General features: G+C 66.5%; 28 protein-coding genes and 1 other RNA gene. 18 read left to right on the forward strand and 11 right to left on the reverse strand.

The window, feature by feature from the left end:
- From Q8J98_RS07585 to Q8J98_RS07615, 7 genes are all read left to right on the forward strand, one after another.
- Nucleotides 1-520: transposase (locus Q8J98_RS07585; RefSeq protein ID WP_305293825.1), on the forward strand; the 520-nt coding region annotated here is incomplete at its 5' end.
- Entirely contained in the window at nt 517-1,092 is a 576-nt protein-coding gene (gene tcmP / locus Q8J98_RS07590) for a three-Cys-motif partner protein TcmP (protein ID WP_305293826.1), read from the forward strand. The genes Q8J98_RS07585 and tcmP, both read left to right, overlap by 4 nt.
- A 380-nt stretch (nt 1,093-1,472) precedes the next feature.
- Nucleotides 1,473-1,976 carry a YbjN domain-containing protein gene (locus Q8J98_RS07595; protein ID WP_305293827.1) on the forward strand — a complete coding sequence of 168 codons (504 nt, stop codon included), beginning with the start codon at nt 1,473-1,475 and terminating at the stop codon, nt 1,974-1,976.
- A 25-nt stretch (nt 1,977-2,001) separates the two neighbouring features.
- Entirely contained in the window at nt 2,002-2,814 is an 813-nt protein-coding gene (proC, locus tag Q8J98_RS07600; RefSeq protein WP_305293828.1) for a pyrroline-5-carboxylate reductase, read from the forward strand.
- The gene (locus Q8J98_RS07605; RefSeq protein ID WP_305184123.1) at nt 2,811-3,146 is read left to right on the forward strand and encodes a tRNA-binding protein; all 336 of its coding nucleotides are present in this window, start codon (nt 2,811-2,813) and stop codon (nt 3,144-3,146) included. The genes proC and Q8J98_RS07605 overlap by 4 nt, the downstream gene beginning before the upstream one ends.
- The gene (locus Q8J98_RS07610; RefSeq protein WP_305293829.1) at nt 3,146-4,087 is read left to right on the forward strand and encodes a D-glycerate dehydrogenase; all 942 of its coding nucleotides are present in this window, start codon (nt 3,146-3,148) and stop codon (nt 4,085-4,087) included. Before Q8J98_RS07605 ends, Q8J98_RS07610 begins: the two co-directional genes overlap by 1 nt.
- 39 nt (nt 4,088-4,126) lie before the next feature.
- Entirely contained in the window at nt 4,127-5,278 is a 1,152-nt protein-coding gene (locus tag Q8J98_RS07615) for a beta-ketoacyl-ACP synthase III (protein ID WP_305293848.1), read from the forward strand.
- 35 nt (nt 5,279-5,313) lie between these two features.
- Here the strand turns inward: Q8J98_RS07615 and Q8J98_RS07620 are convergent, their stop codons facing one another.
- Entirely contained in the window at nt 5,314-5,895 is a 582-nt protein-coding gene (locus Q8J98_RS07620; protein ID WP_305293830.1) for a thymidine kinase, read from the reverse strand.
- 273 nt (nt 5,896-6,168) lie between these two features.
- On the opposite strand from Q8J98_RS07620, the gene Q8J98_RS07625 reads away from it, so the two are divergent.
- Complete coding sequence (locus Q8J98_RS07625; RefSeq protein WP_305293831.1) at nt 6,169-6,627, forward strand: phage regulatory CII family protein; 459 nt, start codon at nt 6,169-6,171, stop codon at nt 6,625-6,627.
- A gap of 49 nt (nt 6,628-6,676) precedes the next feature.
- Here the strand turns inward: Q8J98_RS07625 and Q8J98_RS07630 are convergent, their stop codons facing one another.
- The 3 genes from Q8J98_RS07630 to Q8J98_RS07640 all read right to left on the reverse strand — a co-directional run bounded on the left by Q8J98_RS07630 (nt 6,677) and on the right by Q8J98_RS07640 (nt 9,638).
- The gene (locus Q8J98_RS07630) at nt 6,677-8,014 is read right to left on the reverse strand and encodes a DEAD/DEAH box helicase (RefSeq protein WP_305293849.1); all 1,338 of its coding nucleotides are present in this window, start codon (nt 8,012-8,014) and stop codon (nt 6,677-6,679) included.
- A gap of 254 nt (nt 8,015-8,268) precedes the next feature.
- A complete protein-coding gene (gene dtd, locus Q8J98_RS07635; protein WP_305184118.1) occupies nt 8,269-8,718 on the reverse strand; it encodes a D-aminoacyl-tRNA deacylase in 450 nt (149 codons plus the stop codon).
- Complete coding sequence (locus Q8J98_RS07640) at nt 8,715-9,638, reverse strand: carbohydrate kinase (protein ID WP_305293833.1); 924 nt, start codon at nt 9,636-9,638, stop codon at nt 8,715-8,717. The genes dtd and Q8J98_RS07640 overlap by 4 nt, the downstream gene beginning before the upstream one ends.
- 148 nt (nt 9,639-9,786) lie before the next feature.
- Here Q8J98_RS07640 and Q8J98_RS07645 point away from each other — a divergent pair, with 148 nt between their 5' ends.
- On the forward strand, nt 9,787-10,206 hold the full coding sequence (locus tag Q8J98_RS07645) for an Hsp20/alpha crystallin family protein (RefSeq protein ID WP_305184116.1): 420 nt from the start codon (nt 9,787-9,789) through the stop codon (nt 10,204-10,206).
- Between the two features lie 60 nt (nt 10,207-10,266).
- Here Q8J98_RS07645 and Q8J98_RS07650 read toward each other — a convergent pair whose 3' ends face one another.
- The 6 genes from Q8J98_RS07650 to Q8J98_RS07675 all read right to left on the reverse strand — a co-directional run bounded on the left by Q8J98_RS07650 (nt 10,267) and on the right by Q8J98_RS07675 (nt 17,224).
- A complete protein-coding gene (locus Q8J98_RS07650; RefSeq protein ID WP_305293850.1) occupies nt 10,267-11,370 on the reverse strand; it encodes a primosomal protein N' (replication factor Y) - superfamily II helicase in 1,104 nt (367 codons plus the stop codon).
- A 19-nt stretch (nt 11,371-11,389) separates the two neighbouring features.
- Nucleotides 11,390-12,499, reverse strand: a complete 1,110-nt coding sequence (locus Q8J98_RS07655) for an SPFH domain-containing protein (RefSeq protein ID WP_305293834.1) — start codon at nt 12,497-12,499, stop codon at nt 11,390-11,392.
- 20 nt (nt 12,500-12,519) lie between these two features.
- The gene (locus Q8J98_RS07660) at nt 12,520-13,503 is read right to left on the reverse strand and encodes a DUF2927 domain-containing protein (RefSeq protein WP_305293835.1); all 984 of its coding nucleotides are present in this window, start codon (nt 13,501-13,503) and stop codon (nt 12,520-12,522) included.
- Nucleotides 13,504-13,505: 2 nt separating this feature from the next.
- Nucleotides 13,506-14,690, reverse strand: a complete 1,185-nt coding sequence (locus Q8J98_RS07665) for a toxic anion resistance protein (RefSeq protein ID WP_305293836.1) — start codon at nt 14,688-14,690, stop codon at nt 13,506-13,508.
- Nucleotides 14,690-15,592 carry a 5-bromo-4-chloroindolyl phosphate hydrolysis family protein gene (locus tag Q8J98_RS07670; protein WP_305293837.1) on the reverse strand — a complete coding sequence of 301 codons (903 nt, stop codon included), beginning with the start codon at nt 15,590-15,592 and terminating at the stop codon, nt 14,690-14,692. Before Q8J98_RS07670 ends, Q8J98_RS07665 begins: the two co-directional genes overlap by 1 nt.
- A gap of 342 nt (nt 15,593-15,934) precedes the next feature.
- Entirely contained in the window at nt 15,935-17,224 is a 1,290-nt protein-coding gene (locus Q8J98_RS07675; protein WP_305293838.1) for a pseudouridine synthase, read from the reverse strand.
- Nucleotides 17,225-17,328: 104 nt separating this feature from the next.
- On the opposite strand from Q8J98_RS07675, the gene Q8J98_RS07680 reads away from it, so the two are divergent.
- Nucleotides 17,329-17,781, forward strand: coding sequence for a nucleoside deaminase (locus Q8J98_RS07680; RefSeq protein ID WP_305293839.1), 453 nt, complete (start codon nt 17,329-17,331; stop codon nt 17,779-17,781).
- 93 nt (nt 17,782-17,874) lie between these two features.
- Here Q8J98_RS07680 and Q8J98_RS07685 read toward each other — a convergent pair whose 3' ends face one another.
- Nucleotides 17,875-18,570, reverse strand: a complete 696-nt coding sequence (locus Q8J98_RS07685; protein ID WP_305293841.1) for a metal-dependent hydrolase — start codon at nt 18,568-18,570, stop codon at nt 17,875-17,877.
- A gap of 137 nt (nt 18,571-18,707) precedes the next feature.
- On the opposite strand from Q8J98_RS07685, the gene Q8J98_RS07690 reads away from it, so the two are divergent.
- The 8 genes from Q8J98_RS07690 (at nt 18,708) to rpmG (ending at nt 23,621) form a co-directional block, all read left to right on the forward strand.
- Nucleotides 18,708-19,265 carry an RNA polymerase sigma factor gene (locus Q8J98_RS07690; RefSeq protein WP_305293842.1) on the forward strand — a complete coding sequence of 186 codons (558 nt, stop codon included), beginning with the start codon at nt 18,708-18,710 and terminating at the stop codon, nt 19,263-19,265.
- Nucleotides 19,252-19,614: a DUF6768 family protein gene (locus Q8J98_RS07695; protein WP_305293843.1), complete on the forward strand. Its 363-nt coding sequence runs from the start codon at nt 19,252-19,254 to the stop codon at nt 19,612-19,614. The genes Q8J98_RS07690 and Q8J98_RS07695 overlap by 14 nt, the downstream gene beginning before the upstream one ends.
- A gap of 86 nt (nt 19,615-19,700) precedes the next feature.
- Nucleotides 19,701-19,988, forward strand: coding sequence for an Asp-tRNA(Asn)/Glu-tRNA(Gln) amidotransferase subunit GatC (gene gatC, locus Q8J98_RS07700; protein WP_305293844.1), 288 nt, complete (start codon nt 19,701-19,703; stop codon nt 19,986-19,988).
- The gene (gene gatA / locus Q8J98_RS07705) at nt 19,985-21,472 is read left to right on the forward strand and encodes an Asp-tRNA(Asn)/Glu-tRNA(Gln) amidotransferase subunit GatA (RefSeq protein WP_305293845.1); all 1,488 of its coding nucleotides are present in this window, start codon (nt 19,985-19,987) and stop codon (nt 21,470-21,472) included. Before gatC ends, gatA begins: the two co-directional genes overlap by 4 nt.
- 32 nt (nt 21,473-21,504) lie before the next feature.
- Nucleotides 21,505-22,251, forward strand: a complete 747-nt coding sequence (locus tag Q8J98_RS07710; protein ID WP_305293846.1) for a hypothetical protein — start codon at nt 21,505-21,507, stop codon at nt 22,249-22,251.
- Nucleotides 22,252-22,308: 57 nt separating this feature from the next.
- Nucleotides 22,309-22,839, forward strand: coding sequence for a hypothetical protein (locus tag Q8J98_RS07715; RefSeq protein WP_305293847.1), 531 nt, complete (start codon nt 22,309-22,311; stop codon nt 22,837-22,839).
- Nucleotides 22,840-22,913: 74 nt separating this feature from the next.
- Nucleotides 22,914-23,315, forward strand: an RNA gene (gene rnpB, locus Q8J98_RS07720) — RNase P RNA component class A.
- Between the two features lie 138 nt (nt 23,316-23,453).
- Nucleotides 23,454-23,621 (forward strand): 50S ribosomal protein L33, encoded by a 168-nt coding sequence (gene rpmG / locus Q8J98_RS07725; protein WP_028719409.1) that lies wholly within the window; start codon nt 23,454-23,456, stop codon nt 23,619-23,621.
- Nucleotides 23,622-24,193: the final 572 nt, after the last annotated feature.

Genomic DNA, 24,193 nt, shown 5'->3' on the forward strand with positions numbered 1-24,193 from the left:
CATAGCCGGTCTCCTCTTTGGTGTGGTTCGCAAAACCACCATAGAGACCCGAGCCCCGGTTATGGCCGCCTGCTGCGCAATTTTGGAGGCTGCGCAGGCGGCCATAACCTTCAACGGCACTTCATCCCCGACATGCTATGGAACGGAACTGACCTCGAACGCGATCCTGAAGTGGTGCGCGGAGAACCGAATTGAGTGGCATTACATCGCGCCCGGAAAGCCCATGCAAAACGGCTTCGTGGAAAGTTTCAACGGCAGGATGCGGGATGAGTTTCTGAACGAGACGCTGTTCCACAACATCGCCCATGCCCGAGATCTGATCGCGGCCTGGACCACCGACTACAACACGCAACGCCCGCATTCGGCACTGGGCTATCAAACCCCCGCCGGGTTCGCGCTGCACCTGACCACCGCAATCGCCCGTCCCGCTGCGCAACTTGAAAGCTCCGCGCGCCGGGCGATTGCTCAACCCGCGCCGACAGGCGTAAATGACCACAGGGCTCCGGTCGTGGCTGGATGAAAGATCAGGGGCAGGTCATCCTGACCTCAGGGCGATCGGATGTCGCGGTGCAGGTAGGCGATTGTAACCCGCTGATCCGCGATCTAGCTCCAACGCTCAAGTCCAGAAACATCCGTGGCGTGGCTTTCCTCGATCCATATGGCGCGCATCTTGAGTGGGCGACACTCGAGGCACTCGCCGCGACCGGCACGATGGAAGTGGTGGTGAATTTCCCAGTGGCGATGGCAATAAACCGCCTCATGATCAAGTCAGGCGACGTGCCCGAACGGTGGAGCGACCAACTCGACAGGTGCTTCGGGACTGATGAGTGGCGTGCTATCGCTTATCGGCGTGACGTCGATCTCTTTGGCAACGACATTACGGTCAAAAACGGAGGCGCGGCCGAGCGGCTGCTCGCACTCTATGTTGAGCGCCTTGGTCGATTGTTCCCTTTCGTGGCAACCCCTCGGCTAATTCGGAACACCAGAAACGCGCCGCTTTACTATCTGCTTTGGGCAGGGCCGAACGGGCTCGGCCGCAAGGGCGCGGACCATATTCTCAAGCAAGGAGAGCGGGTGGCTCGGAAACGCTAGTCCGCGCGGATCGGGTGCCGAGGGATGCTAATGGAGCGCCTCAGTCGATGTGTACGGCCTGGCGAATCGTTGCGGGCACGGCATCTAAACTACTCCTTCACGCGGCCCTTGAAGCCCCCGTTCAACCGCCGTTCAGTTACCCCCACAACCGCCCATTTCCCAAAACCCCTCTGCTGCAACTTCTGATGTCAAACCCTGCCAATTCTGATGTCACGCTACAACAGCCACAGCCACACCGGTAGCGTCGGCACCTATTTCGCTTTACATGGCGCGCGATTCTGCCACCATATGTTGCGTGAGTTTGGCGTTGAACCGCCGCGCTTGGTGTTTTGGCCGATTGGTGGCGGGGTTTGGTGTGCGACCATCAGGCAGGAGTGGACATGGCCTATCTTGAAGACCATCTGCAGGGCGGCGAGTTGCACCCGATCGACGTGGTCGAGGCGCTTGCCACCGAGCACGCCTGGGATTTCGACCGCCTGACCGAAGACCAGATTGCGATGCAGGTCGAAGGCCAGTGGCGCTCTTACGCGCTCACGCTTTCCTGGTCGGCGCAAGACGAGGTGCTGCGGCTGATCGTGACATTCGAGATGGACCCGCCGTCCGAGCGCCTCGACGCGCTGCATGACCTCTTGAACCGGGTCAACGATCAGGTCTGGACCGGCGCTTTCACCTATTGGCGCGATCAGCGGCTGATGGTCTGGCGCTATGGCCTGGTGCTCAGCGGCGGGCAGGTTGCGGGGCCGGAACAGATCGACCACATGATCGGCACCGCGATTCTGGCGGCGGAGCGGTTTTACCCGGCGTTTCAGCTTGCCTGCTGGGGCGACGAGTCACCCGCGGCGGCCATGCAGGTTGCCATTGCCGAGGCCTACGGGCGCGCATAGTCTGCCCCGGGCAAAGGGGGAATGCATGGATTTTTCGGCAATTTCGGCGCGCGGGCTGGTGCTTCTGGGCTGCGGCAAGATGGGTTCGGCAATGCTCGCGGGTTGGCTTGCGCGGGGCCTGCCCGCAACGGCGGTCTGGGTGCTGGACCCGCAGCCTTCGGACTGGGTCAAGGCGCAAGGCGTGCATCTGAACGCGCCGCTGCCTGCGCGCCCGGCCGTGGTTCTGGTGGCGGTCAAGCCGCAGATGATGGGTGCCGCGCTGCCGACACTGAAGGCGATGGGCGGCGGCGACACGCTTTTTGTGACCATCGCGGCGGGCACCACGATTGCCACCTATGAAGCGGTGCTCGGGGCCGCAACGCCGCTGGTGCGGGCAATGCCGAACACCCCCGCGGCGATCGGCAAGGGCATTACCGCGCTTTGCGGCAACGCCGCCGCGACGCCCGCAGACCTTGCCACCGCCGAAGGCCTGCTGGCGGTGATCGGCAAGGTCGAGCGGCTTGCGGGTGAACACCAGATGGATGCGGTCACCGCGCTTTCCGGATCCGGCCCCGGCTATGTGTTCCATCTGATCGAGGCGATGGCCGCCGCCGGTGCCGCCGAGGGCCTGCCCGCCGATCTTTCCATGCGGCTTGCCATTGCCACGGTGGCGGGGGCGGGGGCGCTGGCCGAGGTCGCGGCGGAAAGCCCGGCGCAATTGCGCCGCAACGTGACCTCGCCCGCCGGCACCACCGAAGCCGGGCTCAAGGTGCTGATGGATCCCGAAAAGGGCTTTCCCGATCTCATGCGCCGCGCCGTGGCCGCCGCCGCCGCGCGCGGGCGGGAGCTTGGCAAGTGACGATCAGCTTTGATGATTTCCTGGCGGTCGATGTCCGCGTTGGTCGCATCACCCGCGCCGAACCCTTCCCCGAGGCGCGCAAACCGGCACTGAAGCTCTGGGTCGATTTCGGCCCCGAGATTGGCGAAAAGCGCTCCTCCGCGCAAATCACCGTGCACTACCGGCCCGAAGAGCTGATCGGGCGGCAGGTGCTGGCGGTGGTCAACTTTCCGCCCCGCCAGATCGGCAAGGTGCTGAGCGAGGTGCTGGTGCTCGGCGTGCCCGACGCGGCGGGCGAGGTGGTGCTGATCGGGCCGGGGCACGAGGTGCCTTTGGGCGGGCGGCTTTTCTGATGCGGGTGCTGGTGTCGCGGCGGCTTACCGCCAGGGTCGAGGCGGCGCTTGCCGCTTTCGATACGCGCTACCGCGACAGCGAGGCCCCGATGACGCTGGCCGAGTGCCGCGCCGCGCTGGCCGGGCATGATGCGGTGGTGCCGACGCTGGGCGACGGCTTCAGCGCCGAAGCCTTCACCGGCCCGGTCCGGGCGCGGCTTCTGGCCAATTTCGGCGTCGGCTACAATCACATCGACGTCGCCGCCGCCAGCGCCGCAGGCGTGGCGGTGACCAACACCCCCGGTGCTGTCACCGATGCCACCGCCGATATCGCCATGCTGCTGCTCCTGATGAGCGCGCGCCGCGCCGGTGCGGGCGAGAGGCTGCTGCGCTCCGGGCGCTGGCGGGGCTGGCAGCCAACGCAGCTTCTCGGCCAGCACGTCAGCGGCAAGAGCCTCGGGCTGGTCGGCATGGGCCGGATCGGCCGCGCGGTGGCGCGCCGCGCGCATTTCGGCTTTGGCATGCAGGTGCGGTTCTTCAACCGCTCGGCGCTGCCAGACCCCGGCCTGCCCGCGCGGCAGGTGGCAACGCTGCACGAGGCGATGGCGGCGGATTTCGTCGTGGTGGCCGTGCCGGGCGGCGCGGCGACGCGGCATCTGATTGATGCGGCGGCGCTGGCGGCAATGCCCCGGCACGGCCACCTCGTCAACATCGCGCGCGGCGATGTGGTGGACGAGGCGGCGCTGATCGCGGCGCTCGAGGCGGGGCAGATCGCCGGGGCCGGGCTTGACGTTTACGCGCGTGAACCGCTGGTGCCCGCGCGTCTGCTGGCGCTTGAAAATGCCACCCTGCTGCCGCATCTCGGCACCGCCGCCGAAGAAGTGCGCGACGCAATGGGGATGATGGTGGTAGCCAATCTCGCCGCCCTTGCCAGCGGCGCGCCGCTGCCGAACCCCGTCTGACATGCCACCGGGGCTTGACCTTCCACCCCGCAAGGGGTGATCTGGAAGCAATCGAGCAAGGGGCGCGCCATGTATCAGCCAGCGATAACCGGAACCGGGGTTTTCGTTCCCCCCGAGGTCATCACCAACGAGGAACTGGTCGAAAGCTACAACTGGCACGCCGACTGGTTCAACGCCGAACACGCCGCCGAGATCGCCGCAGGCAAGGTCGAGGCCAAGGAACATTCCTCGGCGGAGTTCATCTTCAAGGCCTCGGGCATCCTGCAGCGCCATGTGCTGACCCGCGACGGGCTGATGGACCCCGAAAGGATGTATCCGCATTTCCGCCAGCGCAGCGACGACGAACCCTGCCTGATGGCCGAAATGGCGCTCAAGGCGGCGGCAGAGGCGCTTGCCAAGGCGGGTGTCGCCGCCACCGAGATCGACCTGGTGATCTGCGCCGCCTCGAACATGGAGCGCGCCTATCCGGCGGTGTCGATCGAGATCCAGAAACTGCTGGGTGCCAAGGGCTTCGCCTTCGACATGATGGTGGGCTGTTCCTCGGCCACCGTCGCGGTGCAGGCGGCATCCGACATGATCCGAAATGGCAGCGTGCGCAAGGCGTTGATCGTCAGCCCGGAAATCACCACCGGCCATATCGAATGGCGCGACCGCGATTGCCATTTCATCTTCGGTGATGCCTGCACGGCGGTGGTTCTGGAACGCGCCGAGGCGGCGCAAGGGCCGCTTTTCCTGATCCGTTCCTGCCGCTGCGCCACCGAGTTTTCCAACAACATCCGCAACAACAACGGCTTTTTGCGCCGCAATCGCCCCGACGGCATGGCCGACCGCCGCGACATGCAATTCGTGCAGGAGGGGCGGCGGGTGTTCAAGGAGGTGGTGCCGCTGGTCTCGGCGCATATCCTCGGCCATCTGCACGACGAAGGTCTGGAAGCGGCGGCGCTGTCGCGGCTCTGGCTGCATCAGGCCAACAAGGCGATGAACGACATGATCGGCCGCCGCGTGCTTGGCCGCGACCCGCGCCCCGGCGAAACGCCGAACCTGCTGCAAGAATATGCCAACACCTCTTCGGCGGGGGCGATCCTTGCCTTCGACATGTCATCCGACGGGATGGAGCCGGGCGATCTGGGCCTGATCTGTTCCTATGGCGCCGGCTATTCGGTGGGCTCGGTTCTGCTCGAACGCGCCTGACCCCGGTCGGCGGCGTCTGGCAGCGCCCCCGGCGCTCAGGCGTCGCCCACCGCTTCGCGCCAATGGCGGCGACACAGTGACACATAGGTTTCGTTGCCGCCGATCTGCACCTGGTCGCCGTCGCGCAATGCGCGCCCGTCGGCACCCTTGCGCACCACCATCGTCGCCTTCTTGCCGCAGTGGCAGATGGTGCGCACTTCGCGCATTTCATCGGCAAGCGCCAAGAGCGCCGCCGATCCGGGGAAGAGCTCGCCGCGAAAATCGACCCGCAGGCCATAGGCCATGACCGGCACCTTCAGGTCATCGACCGCGCGCGCCAGTTGCCAGACCTGTTCGCGGCTCAGAAACTGCGCCTCGTCGAGGAACACGCAAGCGCAAGGCCCCGCCGCCAGCCGCGCGGCAATTTTAGCGTAAAGATCGCTTTCGCCATCAAAGATGTCGGCTGGCGAGCCTATGCCGATGCGGCTGGCTATGCGCGCCTGCCCCGCGCGGTGGTCAAGCCGCGCGGTCAGCAGGTAGGTCTGCATCCCGCCTTCGTGGTAGTTGTAGGCGGCCTGCAACAGCATCGTGCTTTTGCCGGCATTCATCGTCGAATAGTGGAAATAGAGCTTGGCCATATACCTGCCATAGCGCGGCGCAAGGGCCGCAGGCAAGCCCCCGGGGGGCGTTGCCGCAAGCCCGCCATGCCGCTGCCGTTTGACCGGCCCCACCGCCCCCGCAGCGGCAGGAGCATGGCGGGCCCAACCTGCCAGGCTCCGGGTCACGCCTGTTACGCGCACACGCTCCGGCTTGCCGGAACACCGGATGAGTGGCATAGCCTGAAAGCAGGATGAATGGGAAAGCACAGCGGTTTTTCCCCGCCCGGCGGGGGCAGTCAGCGGAGGGTTGCGGTGAAGGATACGGTTTCGGGATATCTGAGAAAGCACTGTGAAGCCCTGGTCAAGGATGTGGGCACCGAGGCGGCGGCGGCGGCCACCGGCAAGTCGAAGGCGACGCTCGGGCGGTACTACTCGGCCGATCCCGAGCATGCCGACCGCTTCATGCCGGTCGATGTGGTGGCGCGGCTTGAGGCGGTGGCAAAGTTTCCGCATGTGACCAGCGCGCTCGCCGATCTGCGCGGCATCACGCTTGCCTATGACGGTTCGCGGATGAACCGCAGGCAGGGCAATGTCAACGCCGATGTGGTGGCGCTCAGCCAGCGTTTTGCGATGCTGATGGCCGAGTATAATCAGGCGATTGCCGATGGCACCATCACCATCAACGAAACCAAGCGGCTGCTTTCGGAAACGCAGGCGATCCAGCAGGTGTTGCTCGACATGAAGCTGCATCTCGAACACGGCCACGCCTGAACGCGGCAGCAAGCAAAGGGGCGGCCTTGCGGGCCGCCCCTTGTTCGCTTCACGCGGCCTGATCGCGTTTCGGGCGGCGCGAGGGCCGCCGGGCAGGGCGCGCATTGCCGCCTTCGGACGCCGGCTTGCCCGCGGGCTTGGCGTATTTGACCACGGGTTTCGGTCCCTTGAAGGCGGGCTTGCCGCTTTTCGGCGCAAAACTCCGCGCTGCCGGTTTGCCGCCAGAGCCGTTGCGCCCACCACCCGCGCGGCCCGGCGAAGGTTCGGGAATGCCCATCGGCACCACGCCGCCAATCACCGGGATCGCCTTCTTGATGGTCTTTTCGATACCGCGCAGATCGCCCACCTCGCCCGGCGCGCAAAACGCCACCGCCCGGCCGGTGCGCCCGGCGCGTGCGGTGCGGCCGATCCGGTGCACATAGTTTTCCGCCACGTTCGGCAGTTCGTAATTGTAGACGTGCCGCACCTCGGGAATATCCAGGCCCCGCGCCGCAACATCGGTTGCGACCAGCACCTGCACTTCGCCCGAACGGAACGAGGCCAGGGCGCGTTCGCGCTGGCCCTGGCTCTTGTTGCCGTGGATCGAGCCGACCGAGAAGCCCCAGGTGGTCAGCAGTTTCGACAGCTTTTCCGAGCCGTGCTTGGTGCGGCCAAAGACCAGCGCCAGTTCGCCCGGATGCTTGGCGAGGTATTCGGCCAGAAGTGCCGCCTTGTCGCCCTGATTGACGAAATGCACGCCCTGGTCGATCTTTTCGACCGGCTGGCCTGGGGGGGCGACCTGCACCCGCACCGGATCGCGCAGATAGCTCGCGGCCAGTTCCTCCATCAGCTTCGGCATCGTCGCCGAAAACAGCATGGTCTGGCGTTCCGCAGGCAGCAGCCCGGCAATCCGGCGCAGCGCATGGATAAAGCCGATGTCAAGCATCTGGTCGGCCTCGTCGAGCACCAGATAGCGGGTTTCCGAAAGCGTCAGCGCGCGCCGGTCGAGAAGGTCCAGAAGCCGCCCCGGCGTGGCGATCAGCACATCGACGCCACGCGCCAGACGCTCGGATTGCACATAAAGCGAGGCCCCGCCGACCACCCGGAACACCCGGATCGGCGAGCCCTGGGCGTAGGCCGTCAGGTTTTCGGCGATCTGCGTTGCCAGTTCGCGGGTCGGGGCAAGGATCAGCGCGCGCACGGTTTTGGGGGCCGGGCGGCGGTTCTGTTCGATCAGCCGGGTGATGATCGGCAGGCCAAAGGCCGCGGTCTTGCCGGTGCCGGTCTGTGCCAGCCCCAGAAGATCGCGCCCGGCCACCACGGCGGGAATGCCCTGCGCCTGAATCGGCGTGGGCTTCAGCAGGCCAAGGGCCGCGAGGTTGCCGGTAACGAGGCTTGAAAGCCCCATATTCTCAAAGTTTTCCAACAGGTTTCTTTCAGGATGCGCGAGGCCTGGCCACGCGCGAAAAAGGTTTCGCCCCCGCTTGGTGCGAGGGCATTCGGGGCGGGGCGCAGGCCACTGGCCTGCCGGACCCCCGCGTGAATTGGGAACCATCTGCCGCCTCCGGGGCGCCCCCAGAGGGCACGGCTGCTCACGCGGCAGCGGATATCGGCTAGAGGGAGATGGGGCAGATCGCGAGAAAAGTCAAGCGTGTTGACCCATCACCCCCGCTCGGCAGTATCCATCCAGATCGTCACCGGCCCGTCATTGACCAGCGCCACCGCCATGTCGGCGCCAAACTCGCCCATTTCCACCGGCAGGCCAAGCCCGCGCAGATGCGCGGCGAAGTGCTGATAAAGCCGCTCGCCGAGCTCCGGTGGCGCGGCGGTGGAAAAGCCGGGGCGGTTGCCGCGCGAGGTGTCGGCGGCAAGGGTGAACTGGCTGACCACCAGCGCGGCCCCGCCCACGTCTTGCAGGCTCAGGTTCATCTTTTCCGCCGCATCGCGGAAGATCCGCAAGCGCGCCACCCGCCCGGCCAGCTTTTCCGCCTCTGCCTCGGTGTCGCCCTGCATGGCGCAGACCAGCAGCACCAGCCCGCGCCCGATCTCGCCCGTCACCCGGCCCGCCACCGTCACCCGCGCCTCTGAAACCCGCTGCACCAGAACCCTCATGCCAGCTCCTCCGCCCAGGGCGGGTTGGCCCCGGCGCGCGAAACCGTGACCGCCGCCGCCTGCACCCCGAGCCGCAGCGCGGCGCGCACCAGATCCTCGCCCGCCGCCGCCACATCGGCCTTGCCAAGCGCCCCGGCCCGCGCGAAAGCCGCCAGCACCCCGGCGTTGAAGGTATCGCCCGCGCCCACGGTATCGACCACCGCGACCTTGCGCGCGGGCTCGAACGCCGCGCCGTCGGCCCAGAACGCGTGCGCCCCGCGCGCGCCCTCGGTTACGAACACCAGCTTTGCCCCCTGTGCCAGCAACGCCCGCGCCCCAGCCGCAATCGACCCCGGGCCGACCAGCCAGCGCAGATCCTCGTCAGACAGCTTCACGATGTCGGCCATGCCGGTCATCCGCCCGATCCTGCCGCGGTAGGCAGCTTCGTCGGTGATGAAACCGGGCCGGATGTTGGGGTCGATCATGCACATCCGCCGCCCCGCCTCGCGCGCCATCAGCGCCTCGTAGGCGGCCCCGCAGGGCGCGCCCACCAGCGAAATGCCGCCAAAGAACAGCGCCCGCACCGCCTCCGGCAAAACCGGCAGATCGGCGGGGGAAAGCATCCGCCCGGCGGTCGCCTCGTCATAAAAGGCGTAGCGCGCCTGGCCCGCCACCAGCGTCACAAAGGCCAGCGTCGTCGGCCGCCCTGAACGCAGCGCCAGCCCGGCATCGACCTTCGAGGCGGCAAGCGCCTGCACCAGCATCTCGCCGAAGAGATCGGTGGAGATGCCGCTGAAAAACCCCGCCTCAACGCCGAGCCGCCCGAGCGCGACCACGGTATTGAACACCGCGCCGCCGGGGTAGGGGGCAAATGCCGCCTCGCCCGCCACCGTCTCGCGCGGCAACATGTCGATCAGCGCCTCGCCACAACACAAGATCATCGGCCCCTCCGAAATCACCCTTTCCCGCTGATAACGCCCCGGCATCGCTGCGGCAACCGGTGCTGCGCCCCATGGTCGCGCCCCCTTGCGGGAAAACCCGCCAATCCCCACCTGCGCGACAGGTTAGGCTTGGAAACAGGAGGTCAACATGGTCGAGAAATCCCTTGCCAGCGGCTTCTGGCCGACGCTTTACGAACCCTTCCGCACATTCAGTACCCGCCTTGCGGAATGGGTCGCCCCCGCCGCCGAGGCGAGCGAAAAGGACGGTGCCTATACCATTGCCATGGAACTTCCCGGCGTCGAGGAAAAGGATATCGACGTCACGGTGGATGACGGCGTGGTCACGGTGAAGGGCGAAAAGAAAACCTCGCGTGAGGAAAAGGGCGAAACCTGGTATTTCTCGGAACGCCAGTTCGGCTCCTTCTCGCGCTCGTTCCGCTTGCCCGCCGATGCCGACGAGGCCGGTGTGAAGGCCGATCTCAAGGGCGGCGTGCTGACCGTATCGGTCAAGAAGAAAGCCGCCGAAGCCGTCGCCAAGGCCAAGAAGGTGGCGATCGGCAAGGGCTGAATTTCTTCTTCGCCGAAATACCCTTGGGGGGTGCGGGGGGCGGAAAGCCCCCCGGGCCTTTTACTGCGCCTGCTGCCCGAAATAGACCGCAACCCCCACGATAATCGCCACCACCAGCACCGCCAGCGTGATCTTGACCCAGGACCAGGGTCTTTCCCCCTGCACCTTGCCGGTCTGACCGTTGACCACGAAGCGAAAGCTCTTGCCGCGATATTTGTAGGCGGCGGTCCAGACCGGCAGCAGGATGTGCTTGAAGGTCTCCTGCGAATAGCTTGTGTCGATGCTGTCGATCCGCTGCTCATCGCCGCCAATGTCGCGGCGCACGTCTGTGCTGATCATCCGCGCCATTTCGTCATGCCCGATATCCACCGCCTCGGCTAGCTGCACGGTATAGCCCTCGGCGGTGAAACCGGCCAGATAGTCGGGCCTGAACGGGGTGAGCGCCGACAGATCCCAGGGCTTCAGCGCATCGGTATGCTTGCGCGGCAGCGCCCGCGAGGCCAGCACCAGCACATCATCGAACACCCGCGCCACATGGCCCCGCACCGGGTGCCAGCGGATCTTGCGCACCCGTTTCTGCTGCTGTTCGCTCTTGCCGTTGCGGGTAACCGTTACCCATTCGGTCTCGTAATAGGCATCGCCCCGCTGGCCGCTGTAGGATGACGCGGTGGCTGCGTCGAAGGTCCAGAACGGCGAATAGACGCCGGTCAACCTGCGGCCGCGCCGCGCATAATCCTTGACCCCGCCCGGCGCAAACCAGAGCCGCCCGAGCCAGCGCCCCAGCGCGTCGCGCGCCAGTTCCTCGGTCTGCTGGAACGGCACCAGCGCCTGTGGCCGGATCATTCTTGTGGCACCGGTATCCACCACCACCGGGGTGGCGCAGAACGGGCATTCGGTGGCGTGTGCCGCCCCTTTCAGCTCGATCAGCGCGGCGCAATTCGGGCAAGTGAGCGTGCGCACCTCTTCAAGCGATCCGACCGGCAGGTCGGCCTTGAGCCCGGCGTGAAGGTCAAGCTCTTCCAGCCCTACCGCCGTGCCGCGCCCGGTGGCCGAGGGAATCTCCTGGGCATGGCCGCAATGGTCGCAGACCAGTTGCTCCTGCCCCGGCTTGAAGCGCAGATCGGCACCACAAGCCTCGCAGGGGTAGTGGTGTTGCTGTTCGATCCCGGCCATTGCTGCCCCCTTACACGCCCGGCGGCGGCGGTGGCGGCATCACGGTGAAAAGCTGCGCCAGTTCCGGCACCGTTTCGGCGGCAACCCAGCCCGCATAGCCCGGCGACCAGACCAAAGTGGTGCGCGCAAATTCGCCCTCGGCGGCCATCCGCCCCAGATGTCCGCGCCCGTAGGGCCCCTTGGTCGCCCCCGCCTCGGCGATATGCCAGACGGTCTCGACCGGCGGCGGTGGCGGTGCGACGGTTGCGGCGGCACCGGCACCGCCCCCCCAGGGCCCCGCCTGGGTTATTTGCGCGCCCATCGCCAGCCCCATGCCGGCCCCAACCGCCGCGCCCATCGCGCCACCCGCGCCCGCCGGGTTGCCAAGCGCCTCGGCGGCGGCGAACTGGGTGTATTTGCCCAGATCTCCCGCGAGGCCCACCGAGGTGCGCTTGTCGAGCACCTTTTCCACCTCTTCGGGCAGGCTGATGTTCTCGATGTAGAATTCGGGCAGGCTCAGGCCGTAATCGGTAATTTTCGGGGCTATCGCAGAGTTGACCAGCTTCGCCAGATCGCCGGTGTTGGCGGCCATGTCCAGAACCGGAATCCCCGAACTCGCCAGCGCCCGGCTCATCTCCTGCACGATCACGTTGCGGATCTGGAAGCTGACCTCGTCCGAGGTGAATTCGCCATCGGTGCCGACGATTTCGCGCATGAATTTCGCCGGGTCCGCCACCCGCATCGCATAGGTGCCAAAGGCGCGCAGCCTGACCGGGCCAAACTCCGGGTCGCGGCAGATGATCGGGTTCTTGGTGCCCCATTTGAGGTCGTTGAACCGCGTCGTGTTGATGAAATAGATCTCTGATTTGAACGGCGACTTGAAGCCGTGGTCCCAATGCTGGAGCGTGGTCAGCAAGGGCATGTTGTTGGTCTCGAGCATGTAGAGGCCGGGCTGGAACACATCGGCCAGTTGCCCCTCGTGCACGAACACCGCCGCCTGGCCCTCGCGCACTGTCAGCTTGGCACCGTATTTGATCGCATGGCCCTCGCGCTCGAAACGCCAGACCATGGTATCGCGGCTGTCATCAACCCAATGGATGACATCGATGAATTCGCCGGTCAGAAAGTCGAGAATGCCCATCGGGGTGCTCCTTCGCTAGTTCAAGAGGTGCCGCCCATCACTGCGGCGGCAATGGTGGCAATGATCGGGCGCGCCTCGGCCTCGGCCATGCCGGGGCGCAAGCGCGGGTCGTAGAGGATGCGCAGCAGCAATTCGTCATGCCGTGTCAGCAGCGCGAATTCCTCGTCGTCGTTGAATATCGAAGGGCGCGCGGCGGGGCTGTCATTGGCCAGCCCCATGCCCTGCGCCAATTCTTCGTGAAAGCACGACAGGCGCAGAATGTCGGGGTGCTCGCCCCGGATCACCGCGATGGCGCGGGTATAAACCCCGGTCTCGCCCTGCGAAAAGGCAAACACCACGCAATAGGTGCTGTCGGGCAGGTTTGTCACCGCGCGCACCGCCGCCGGGTCGATCCCCGGCACCAAAGCGGCAAGCCGCGGGCCAATGGCGCGGCGTTCATCTTCGTTGAGCATCAGCACGGTGAAATTCGGGTTCGTCGCACTCACGCTGACCGGGTGGCCGGTAACATAGCCAAGCCGCGCCGCGGTCGATGCAAGCATGATGCGGTCGGCGTTGCGCTGTGCAAGCGGCACCGACGCGCCGAATTCGATGTTCATCCGCACCGGGGCAGACCAGCGGCGCAACCGCGCCGGGCTTTCGCGCGCCACAAAGGACCCGCCGCTTGACTGGTATTCGTCATAAAGCGCGATGCGGACGAAGTTTTCCACCAGTTGCGCGGTGGTAAAGGGCGCATCGCCGGGCCGGGTTTCGGTACGCAACCGGCCTTGCGCCTGCATCTGCGCCGCGATCGCCGCGTAATGTGCCCGGATCGCGGCACTGCTGGGCGAAGGCGGCTGCACCGCCGGTTCGGGCAGTGCCGCGGGGGCAGGGGCGGCGGGGCGGGCGGCGGGTGCCGCAGGCATCTCGGTGCAGCCCGCCAAGGCCAGCGTCACCGCCAGCACCGCAAGCCCGGCCCGCAAGCGGGAGGACTGCGGCCGAAGGCGGCGGTGCCGGGTCTCGATCATCGTCAGAGCGCCGAACCGATGGTGGCACCGGCCTTGTCGCCGCGCGCCGTCGCCGAACGCAGCGTGTCGCGCAGTTCCGCCTCCATCTTCTTCAGCTCCTCCTCGGCGGCAGCGCGCTTGCGCTTGCCCTCGTCGGCGATGCGCAGACTGTCCTCGATGGTGCCGATCAGTTCGGCATTGGCGGCCTTGACCGCCTCGATGTCGAACACGCCCCGCTCCATCTCTTCGCGCACGATCTGGTTCGCCTGCCGCAGGTTCCTGGCATTGGCGGTCAAAAGCTCGTTGGTCAGGTCATTGGCCGCGCGCACCGCTTTTGCCGCCTCGGCGCTGCGCTGAATGGTGACCGCCTGCGCCAGCTGGGTTTCCCAAAGCGGCACGGTGTTGACCAGTGTCGAGTTGATCTTGGTGACCAGCGACTTGTCGTTTTCCTGCACGAGGCGGATCGAGGGCAGGCTTTGCATCGTCACCTGCCGCGTCAGCTTCAGATCATGCACGCGCCGTTCCAGATCATCGCGCGCCGAGCGCAGATCGCGCAATTCCTGCGCCTTCATCACCTGATCGGCCTCGGCGGCTGCGGCAACCTCGGCCTCTTTCGCCGGAATCGTGCTGGTGTCGATGTCGAGCAGCTTTTCCTCGCCTGCGGCGATGTAGAGCGCGAGTTCGTCATAAAACTTCAGCGTCTTTCCATAAAGCATGTCGAGCGACTTGATGTCTTTCAAAAGCTTGTGCTCATGGCCGAGCAGGTCATCCGTCACCTTGTCGATCTGGCCCTGCACATTCTCGAACCGCGCCAGAAAATCGGCAAAGGGCGCGGCGCGGCCGATGATCTTTTCCCACCAGCTGCGGTTGCGGCGCACATCAAGTTCAGAAACCGAAAAGCCGCGAATGGTGGTAACGATCTGGCGCAAGCTGTCACCTGCGGGGCCGACATCCTTGTTCTTCACATCGGCCAGCATCGCCTGGCTGATCTGCTGCAATTCGCCCTGCGCCCGGGCCCCGAAATTGACGATCGAGCCGGTGTCGGAAAGGTCGATCTCGGCAATGCGGCGGCGGATTTCCTCGGCCACCGGGGCCGGGGCTTCGGCGAGCGGCACTACGGCGGTGCCGGGTTCGGCCAGCACCACCGCGGTTGCTGCGGTAATTGCAGCCAGTTCGGCGGCAGCTTTTTCACGAACGTTTTCGGTCATCACTTGGTCTCCACTGTTGACGGGCTTGGCACGCCCTCGCGCGCCAGCCGGTCGCGCAATACTTCAATTTCGATGTCGAGGTTTTCCCGCCCGTTCTCGATCAGCTCACGCGTCTGGGCGGCAAAGTTGGTTTCAAGATCGGCCAGCAGCGCCTCGTAATCGGCGCGCGCCTTGGCATCGCGGGTGGTGCCGTAAAGATCGGCAAACCGCGCCGTCGCGTCGCGCGCGCCCATCAGGTAAACGCCCATGTACTTGCGCGCTGCCGTCAGGTCGCGCGGGTCATCCTCGACCGCCCGAAAAAGCGTGCGCGCGGCCCCGCTGAACCGCTCAACCCGCGCCTCGAGCTTTTTGTCCCTGGCACGCAGTATCGCATCGCGCATGCCCGCAAGCAGCTTCTCGCCCTCGCCCACCACCCGCGCCACGCGGTCTTGCTGAAAGGCATCAATGCCTTCCATGCCCTTGTCGCGCATCGGGTCGAGCCCGAAGGCGACAAGATGCAGCGCAATGCCAAGCGCCGCCAGGATGATCGGCCCAAAAAGTCCCGCTCCGGGCGCAAAGGAGCCAAGCCAGAGCCCGGCCCCGACCAGCACCGCGCCAAGTGCCTTGCGCGGAAACGCCGGGCGGCGGGCGACGCGGCGCGCGTTGAAGGCGGCCTCGGCGCGCAGGCCTTCACGGGTGACAAAGGCAGCGGCGGCAAAAGCGGCGAAGGCGGCAAGGTCCATCGCCAGCCCGGCTGGCGGCTCGCTGAAAGCGGAGACCAGAAACGGTGCCGCCGCCACCACCAGCCATATCGGCCGCGCCGCCAAAGGGTGGCGCGGCTCGGGCCCGGCGGCGGCGAGCGTGGGCGTGGTGCCTGGCGAATGCGGCTCAGGGCTGAACTTGCCGCCAAATCTTTCGGCCATCAGAGCCCCCCGGTCAGGGCGACATAAAGCGTAAGCGCCAGAAGCAGGAAAAACGCGACGCGCCGAGTTGCGGACTCAGACATGGGGCCCCCGGATACTCTGCCGGAAAACACCCGGCCCCCATGTTATAGGTGCTCGCCCGGCCCTGTGCCAGTGTTTCGCGCAGGAACGTTGGGGGGAATGCCCGCCCGGTTTTCCCGCAAGCCAGCCCATGCGCGGGATTGGTGCAAATGACCCGCCAGCTCGCACCCACCGAAGCGCGAACCCGTGCCGCTCTGACCGGATCGCGGCATAGGCGCGGTGTTCGTGGCGCGAAACCCGGCGCTTTTCGCCCGGCTCTCGTCAGTTCCGTGTGCGCGGCGGTTTTGCGCCCGGTTTCGGCCCGGGGCGGCCGCCCGTGGGCTTGCCGCGCGGCGCATCGCCCTGCGATTTGTAGCCACTCGCGCGCCCCGCCCCGGCACCCCCGCCATGCGATTTTAACCCGGCCGAGCGCGGCCACGCCTTGTCCGCGCGCGCCCCGGCCGCAGGCTTCGCCCCGCGCTCGGCTTCGGAGCGGGGTTTGCCCGCATAGGGCTTGCGCACGGCTCCGGCAGGCTTCGCGCCAAACGGCTTGCGCTCCGCCCCCTCGCGCGGTGTATAGGGCTTGCGCTCCGCCCCTTCGCGCGGCGCGTAGGGCTTGCGCTCCGCCCCTTCGCGCGGCGCATAGGGCTTGCGCTCCGCCCCCTCGCGTGGTGCATAGGGCTTGCGTGGGGCGGCGGCGTCGCTTGTGCCTGCTTCGGCAGCAGCCTCGCGCGGCTTGCGCAGGAAGGGGCGCTTTTCGGCTCCGGCCTCGGCGGCGCGCGGGCGGCGCTCGATCCGCTCGGGGGCGGCCTCGTTGCCGGTTAAAAGCCGCTCGCCCAACTGCTCGCGAAGCACCTTGCGCTTCACTTCCACCACATCGCCCGGCTGCATCTCGTTCAGCCGGAACGGCCCGTAGGAGACCCGGATCAGCCGGTTCACTGCCAGCTTGACCTCTTCCATCGCGCGCCGCACCTCGCGGTTCCTGCCCTCGCGGATACCCACGGTCAGCCAGGCGTTGGCCCCCTGCTGGCGGTCCAGGCTGATCTCCATGGGCTGGAAATCCTCGCCGTCAATGACCACCCCGCGGCGGAGCGGATCGAAGGTCGAGTTGTCAGGCCGCCCGTTCACCCGCACCCGGTATTTGCGCAGCCAGCCGGTTTCGGGCAGCTCCAGCCGCCGTTTCAGGCCGCCGTCATTGGTCAAGAGCAGCAGGCCTTCCGAGTTGAGGTCAAGCCGCCCCACGCTCATCACCCGCGGCATGCCTTCGGGCAGGGTATCGAACACCGTCTGGCGGCCTTTTTCATCCTTCTCGCTCGTCACCAGTCCCAGCGGCTTGTAGTAAAGCCACATCCGGGTTTCCTGCGGCGCGTCGATCGGCTTGCCGTCAAGTGTCACCCGGTCTGCCGGGCCGACATCAAGCGCCGGGCTGCGGATGACCTTGCCGTTGACCGCGACGCGGCCTTCGAGAATGAGCTTTTCGGCGTCGCGGCGCGAACAGACACCGGCGCGCGCCATCACCTTGGCAATGCGGTCGGTCTCGGGGGCGGCTTTGGCGGGCGGGTCGGACGGCATCGGAGGCTCCTCGCGGCGGCGGGCGGAAAGGCTGCTACATAGAGCGCCGCCGCGCAAAGGGAAAGCACCTTGCAAGCGGATCGGTCAACGGGCATTGAAACCCGATGAACAGCTTTCGAAGCCATATGGCGCAAGCCCTGGCCGAGGCCCGCGCAGCGCGCGCGCGCGGCGAGGTGCCGGTGGGGGCGGTGGTGGTTGCCGCCGATGGGCGGGTGCTGGCCGCCGCGGGCAACCGCACCCGCGAACTCCGCGACCCGACCGCGCATGCCGAAATCCTCGCCCTCCGTGCCGCCTGCGCCGCCGCAGGCTCCGAACGGCTGCCCGGCCACGACCTCTACGTAACGCTTGAACCCTGCCCGATGTGTGCCGCCGCCGTTTCGAATGCCCGTATCGCGCGGCTCTACTATGGTGCCTCCGACCCGAAATCGGGCGGCGTGGCGCATGGCGCGCGGGTCTTTACCCACCCGCAATGCCACCATGTGCCCGAAGTCTATGACGGCATCGCCGCACCCGAGGCCGAGGCCCTGCTCAAGGCCTTCTTTGCCGAAAAGCGCTGAATCCCGCAGCTGCTTCAGGCAAAATATCCCCCGCGGAGCGCGCCGCGCCCTCAAACAGAGCCTCCGGCGGGGATATTTTGCCTGAAGCAGGCGTCAGAACGTGATCGGCACCAGCACCTCGGGCTCGATCAGCCGCACCCCCGGGGGCAGCCCGGCCTTCAGCACATCGGCGTTCTGCGCGAGCAGCGGGAAGGTGCGATAGTGGCACGGGATCACCGTGCGAAAGGCGAAATACTTGCGCGCGGCATAGGCGGCGCGCTCCATATCCATGGTGAAATGGCCGCCGCTGCTGAGAATGCCGATATCGGGTGCGTGCACTTCGCCCATCCAGCCCATGTCGGCCATGATGTCGGTGTCGCCCGAAACATAGACCGTGTGGCCATCGCCCGCGATCATGTAGCCCGCCTCATGCCCGGCATAGATCGGCCCGTCCGGCCCCTGCAACGACGAGGAATGGCTTGCCGCGACCATGGTGACGCGCGCGCCGCCAAGCCCGACAGTGCCGCCCCGGTTGAAGCCGATGCCCTCGATCTCGTGTTTCGTGGGCCAGAAATTGACCAGATCGTAGCTGCCGACCAGCGCAATCCGGCATTCGCGCGCAATCGTCAGCGCGTCGCCCGCGTGGTCGCCGTGGCCGTGGGTGAGCAGCACATGGGTTGCCCCCGCCAGGGCCTCGGCGCGGCGCGCGGCGGGAAACATCGGGTTGCCGCTGAGCCAGGGGTCGATGAGCAGCACCGCCTGTTCGATCTCGATGCGAAAGCCGGAGTGGCCGAGCCAGGTGATCTTCATTGCGTCCTCCATTGCTTCGTTCAGGATACAAGGCATGCGCGCCGATGCTACCCGACAATTCAGCACAGCCCGATGAACCGGTCACCGCCGCCGCGCCACTTAACTGCAAACAGGTGCCGAAAGCCGAGGAGACCCCGTTGCCGCAAGACCCGCGCCTGATCGATGCCTATCTGGTTGCCGGCGTGCGGCTGGGCGGGCGCGGGGCCTTTGCGCGGCTGGTGGCCTGGCGCGGCCCCCGGCTTTACACCCATGCACGGCGGCTTTGCGACGATGCCGATACCGCGCGCGATCTGGTGCAGCAGGCCTGGGTCTCGATCTGGCGCGGCCTCGGCGGTCTCAGCGATGATCGCGCCTTTCTGCCCTGGGCGCTGAGGATCGTGACCCGCGCCGCCGCGCGCGATCTGCGCGGCAGGCTCGCGGCGCGGCGGCTGGCGCAGGATTGGGCGGCGGTGGCGGAAACCGAAGCCCCCGCTGCGGGCGAGGCGGGGGCCGAGGCGGCGGTGCTGCACCGCGCGCTGGCGGTGCTTTCGCCCGAGCACCGCGCCGTGCTGGCGCTCTTTTATCTCGAAGAGATGCGGGTGGCCGAGGTGGCCATTGCGCTCGATATCCCGCCGGGCACGGTGAAAACCCGGCTGATGCATGCGCGCGGCAAGTTGCGCGCCTATCTGGAAGGAGACCACGATGGACAAGTTTGACAAGATGATCGCCGAAGCACTGGGTGCCGAGGACCGCAAGCTTCTGGCCGAGATGCAGGAGCCCGGCTTCTTCAGCCTTTCGCGCGGGCTTTTCCGTGGGCCGAACGGTTGGGTGAGCGCGGTGCTGCTGGTGGTGCAGTCGGTGATGTTTCTGGCATCGGTCTGGTGCGGCTGGCGGTTCTACGGCGAAACCGAGCTGCTTTCGGCGCTGCGCTGGGGGCTTTCGGGTGCGGTGCTTTTCATCGTCGCGACGCAACTGAAAATGGCGCTGGTCCCGCAAATGCAGGCGGACCGGGTCATGCAGGCGCTGCGGCGGCTGGAGCTGGTGGCGCTGAAAGCGCGCGGCTAGGCAGGCACGGGCGGCGCGGGCTTGCAGCGCGCCGCCCGCGCCGCTAAACCCGGTGCCAATCGCAGCACCGGGGGAGCCCGAGACCCATGTCGATCGACATCGAAACCGCCCGCAAGGTCGCGCATCTGGCGCGGATCGCGGTGCCCGAAGCCAAGCTTGCCGCGCTGGCGGGCGAGCTTTCGGGCATTCTCAGTTTCATGGAGCAGCTCAACGAGGTTGACGTGACCGGCATTGAGCCGATGACCTCGGTCACGCCGATGCGCCTGAAGCGCCGCGCCGATCTGGTGACCGATGGCAATATCCAGGCCAGCATCCTGAAAAATGCGCCGGATGCGCGCGAGGGCTTCTTTGCGGTGCCCAAGGTGGTCGAATGAGCGCGCTCAACAGCCTTACCATCGCCGCCGCCCGCGATGCGCTGCGCCAGCGCGAGATCACCGCGCTGGCGCTGACCGAGGCCTGCCTTGCCGCGATCGAGGGTGCGGGCGCGCTCAACGCTTTCGTGCACCACACCCCCGACATCGCCCTTGCGCAGGCAAAGGCGGCGGATGCGCGGCTGGCGGCGGGGAATGCGCCGGCGCTTTGCGGCATACCGCTTGGCATCAAGGATCTCTTCTGCACCAAGGGTGTCGCCTCGCAGGCGGCTTCGAACATCTTGCGCGGCTTCAAGCCCGAATACGAATCCACCGTGACGCAGAACCTCTGGAATGCGGGCGCGGTGATGCTGGGCAAGCTCAACATGGACGAGTTCGCCATGGGGTCGAGCAACGAAACCTCGTGCTACGGCAATGTGGTGAACCCCTGGCGGCGCGGCAATGACACCACGCCGCTGACGCCGGGCGGCTCGTCTGGCGGGTCCGCCGCCGCGGTTGCCGCCGACCTCTGCCTTGGTGCCACCGGCACCGATACCGGCGGCTCGATCCGCCAGCCCGCCGCCTTCACCGGCATCGTCGGCATCAAGCCCACCTATGGCCGGGTCAGCCGCTGGGGGGTGGTGGCCTTTGCCTCCAGCCTCGATCAGGCCGGGCCGATGACCAAGACCGTGCGCGATGCGGCGATCATGCTTGGCACCATGGCCAGCCACGATGCGAAAGACAGCACCTCCGCCGACCTTCCGGTGCCCGATTTCGAGGCCGCGCTGACCGGCGATATTCGCGGCAAGCGGATCGGCGTGCCCAAGGAATACCGGATGGAGGGCATGCCCGCCGAAATCGAGCGGCTCTGGGCGGAAGGTGCCGCGATGCTGCGCGATGCGGGGGCCGAGATCGTCGATATCAGCCTGCCGCACACCAGATACGCGCTGCCCGCCTATTATGTGGTGGCCCCCGCCGAAGCCTCCTCCAACCTCGCGCGCTATGACGGGGTGCGCTACGGCCACCGCGCAAAGCTCGGCGCTGGCGACGGCATCACCGAGATGTATGAGAATACTCGCGCCGAGGGCTTTGGCCCCGAGGTGCAGCGGCGCATCATGATCGGTACCTATGTGCTGAGCGCGGGGTTCTATGACGCCTATTACAACCGCGCCCGCAAGGTGCGCGCGCTGATCAAACGCGATTTCGAACAGGTGTTCGCGGCAGGGATCGACGCGATCCTGACCCCCGCCACCCCCTCCGCGGCCTTCGGGCTGGGCGAAATGGCCGATGCCTCGCCGGTCGAGATGTATCTCAACGATGTGTTCACCGTGACGGTAAACCTTGCCGGGCTGCCGGGCATCGCGGTGCCCACCGGCTATGACAGCAAGGGTCTGCCGCTTGGTCTGCAGCTGATCGGGCGGCCCTGGGCCGAGGCCGATCTGCTGAATCACGCCTATGTGCTGGAACGTGCCGCAGGTTTTTCGGGCAAGCCCGCGAAATGGTGGTAATGGGCACCCCGAACCGGCTGGAAAGAAGACCAATGCGCGCAAGTTCGATCAGGGCAGGGGCGGCAGGTGCGGCGATGCTGGCGCTTGCGGGCTGTGTCGGCGAGGCACCGGACCGCGCGGCGGGCGTCGGCTTTGGCGATTACGAGGCCTATCTTGCGCAGCGCGAGGCGGCGCTGCGGGGCAATGGGCCAATTCCGGCTGCGGTTTCACCGCCTGCCGCTTCCGCATCTGCCTCGCCGCTCAGCAGCGCGCCACTGGGTGCGGCACCGCTCAACCCGATGGGCGCGGCGATGCAGGCACCGCCAACGCCAGCCGGTGCGCCCGCCGTTCCGCCCGCAGCAATTGCCCTGGTACCGGGTGCCACGGCACCAGCGGTTGCCGGGGCTGTGGCGATCTCTGACGAGCAGAATTTTGAAGCGGTCGCCTCGCGCGAGACCATCGAATCCGACAAGGCCCGGCTTGAGGCAAACCGTGCCGCCTATACGCAGGTGCCGCCCACCGCGCTACCCGAGCGCAGCGACAATGCCGCGCCGAACCTTGCCGCCTTCGCCCTTGCCGCGCCGAACCGGCTGGGCGTGCCTGCATATAACCGGATCGGGCTGAAATTCGCCAACCACGACCGCGCCTGCGGAAAATTCGCCTCGGCCGATCTTGCGCAGACCGCCTTCCTGCAAAACGGCGGGCCAGAGCGCGACCCCGGCAACCTCGACCCCGATGGCGATGGCTTTGCCTGCTCGTGGGATCCGACGCCGTTCCAGTCGGTGCGCGTCCAGCCTTGAAACTGCCCTGCGGCCAGGTGCAGACTGCGGCGGCGTGACGCCAGCCAGAGGTACCGAATGAGCCGCTATCAGGAACTGCGCGAAGCCTTCGCAGCCTACAAGGACGCCGAAAACCGGTTTTGCCGCGAGAATGACCTGCTTGCCGGGCTGATCGTCGGCGGCCTGCCCGCTTATCTTGGCATGCCCGAAAGTTTCACCTCGGAAACCGAAGTGATCCGCTATCTCAGCTATTACCGCGTCGAGAAGGACGAGGAAGATGCCGAAGGCGGCGAGGTGCCGTTTCTGCACGACGCGGTGATCCATGTGACCGATGGCAGTTTCCGCTTCGGGCTTGGAATTCTGCTGGAACGCGAGGCCGGGGTGCTGCCGAAACAGAACATGGTGGTGACCATCCATTGCCGTCGCCTTGGCTCCAAGGCGACGGTGACGATCGGTGACCGCGAGGTCGAGTGCCAGTTTGACGGTAGCGCCTGCCCGGATGCCGAAAAGGTGCAGGCAGCGCTTTACGAGCTCTTGCGCGGCTGGCTCGCGCGCCGTCCCGGCGAAGATACCGCCAGCCGCAAGATCGGCTTCCGGCTGATGAAGTAGCGCCACGCTGTCGTCACCCTCTCGCCGCGCTTGACCATTGACGCCGCGCCTGGGCGGAGCTATCTCACCCCCGCGCGGATGGCCGGATGGCCGCGAGGCGGGGCAACCCGCCGCGAGGAAAGTCCGGACTCCATGAAGAAACGGTGCCGGGTAACGCCCGGCCGGGGCAACCCGAGGGAAAGCGCCACAGAGACGAGACCGCCCGGCCTTCGGGCCGGGTAAGGGTGAAACGGTGGGGTAAGAGCCCACCGCGGGACTGGCAACAGGACTGGCACGGCAAGCCCCACCGGGAGCAACGCCGAATAGGGGCCTCGCGCGGGGCCGGTCGGGGCAACCCGAGACCGCCCGCAGGGTACTTCGACCCGAGAGGCCCGGGTTGGCGGCTAGATCGCGCGGGCAACCGCGTGGCCAGAGGAATGGTCATCGAAGGGGGGAAACCCCCGGAACAAGATCCGGCTTACAGGCCATCCGCGCGTTTGGCTCGCCGCGACCGCCCCCGGGCGGAAATCTGCGCCCCGCGGTGGCTTTCGCGGTTGACTCTGCCCCGCGCCCGGCTAAAAGGCGGGCTTCAAGAACTCGCGGGCGGCCTGCCGCCCGGCACCAGGAGACTGAGAATGGCGAAGCCGACGACGATCAAGATCCGTCTGAACTCGACGGCGGGCACCGGGCACTTCTATGTGACCAAGAAGAACGCCCGCACCATGACCGAAAAGATGGCCGTGAACAAATACGACCCGGTGGTGCGCAAGCATGTCGAATACAAGGAAGGCAAGATCAAGTAAGATCGCCTGACCGATACCGGAACAGTATCAGGGCCGCGCCGATGGGTGCGGCCTTTTGCTTTGGGGCCGTGATAACACGCGTGTTATCCGAGGTAACATATTGAAAACACGCATATTATCGGATTTTGTTAAGGATTTGGCAAGGTATTTCCGGGTGCTGCCGGAAGCCGGGGGCCGGATCATCGAAGGTCCGGCGGACCATTACCTAGGATCGATTGCCCGGAGCCGTAAGGCGGACAGGTGAGATGCGCCCGGACGATCTTCCGGTTGACGATCGCCAGCGTCGAACGCCCGATCCGCAAGGATCGAGCCGGGTTGGGGGTGAAGGATGCCCCCAAGCTCTCTAATCGGGAGGGGGTATTGCGGCAAATCGATTATCTAAATTGCGAATCTTGGTCGCAATTTGCCCCCTCCGCTAAAGGCTGCTCTTGAGGAACGTCTGATTAACGGCTTCGGCTTCGCCGAGATGGCCGTCTGAGCGTCGCTGGGACACCTTTTTCGGGCAAATGGCATCGATTTTGCGGTTTCGGAGCCGCATCCGCGGCGGCGCGCCCGCTTTCGGGCAGACTGGT

It is taken from the genome of Phaeovulum sp. (assembly GCF_030684035.1).
Lineage (GTDB): Bacteria > Pseudomonadota > Alphaproteobacteria > Rhodobacterales > Rhodobacteraceae > UBA6213.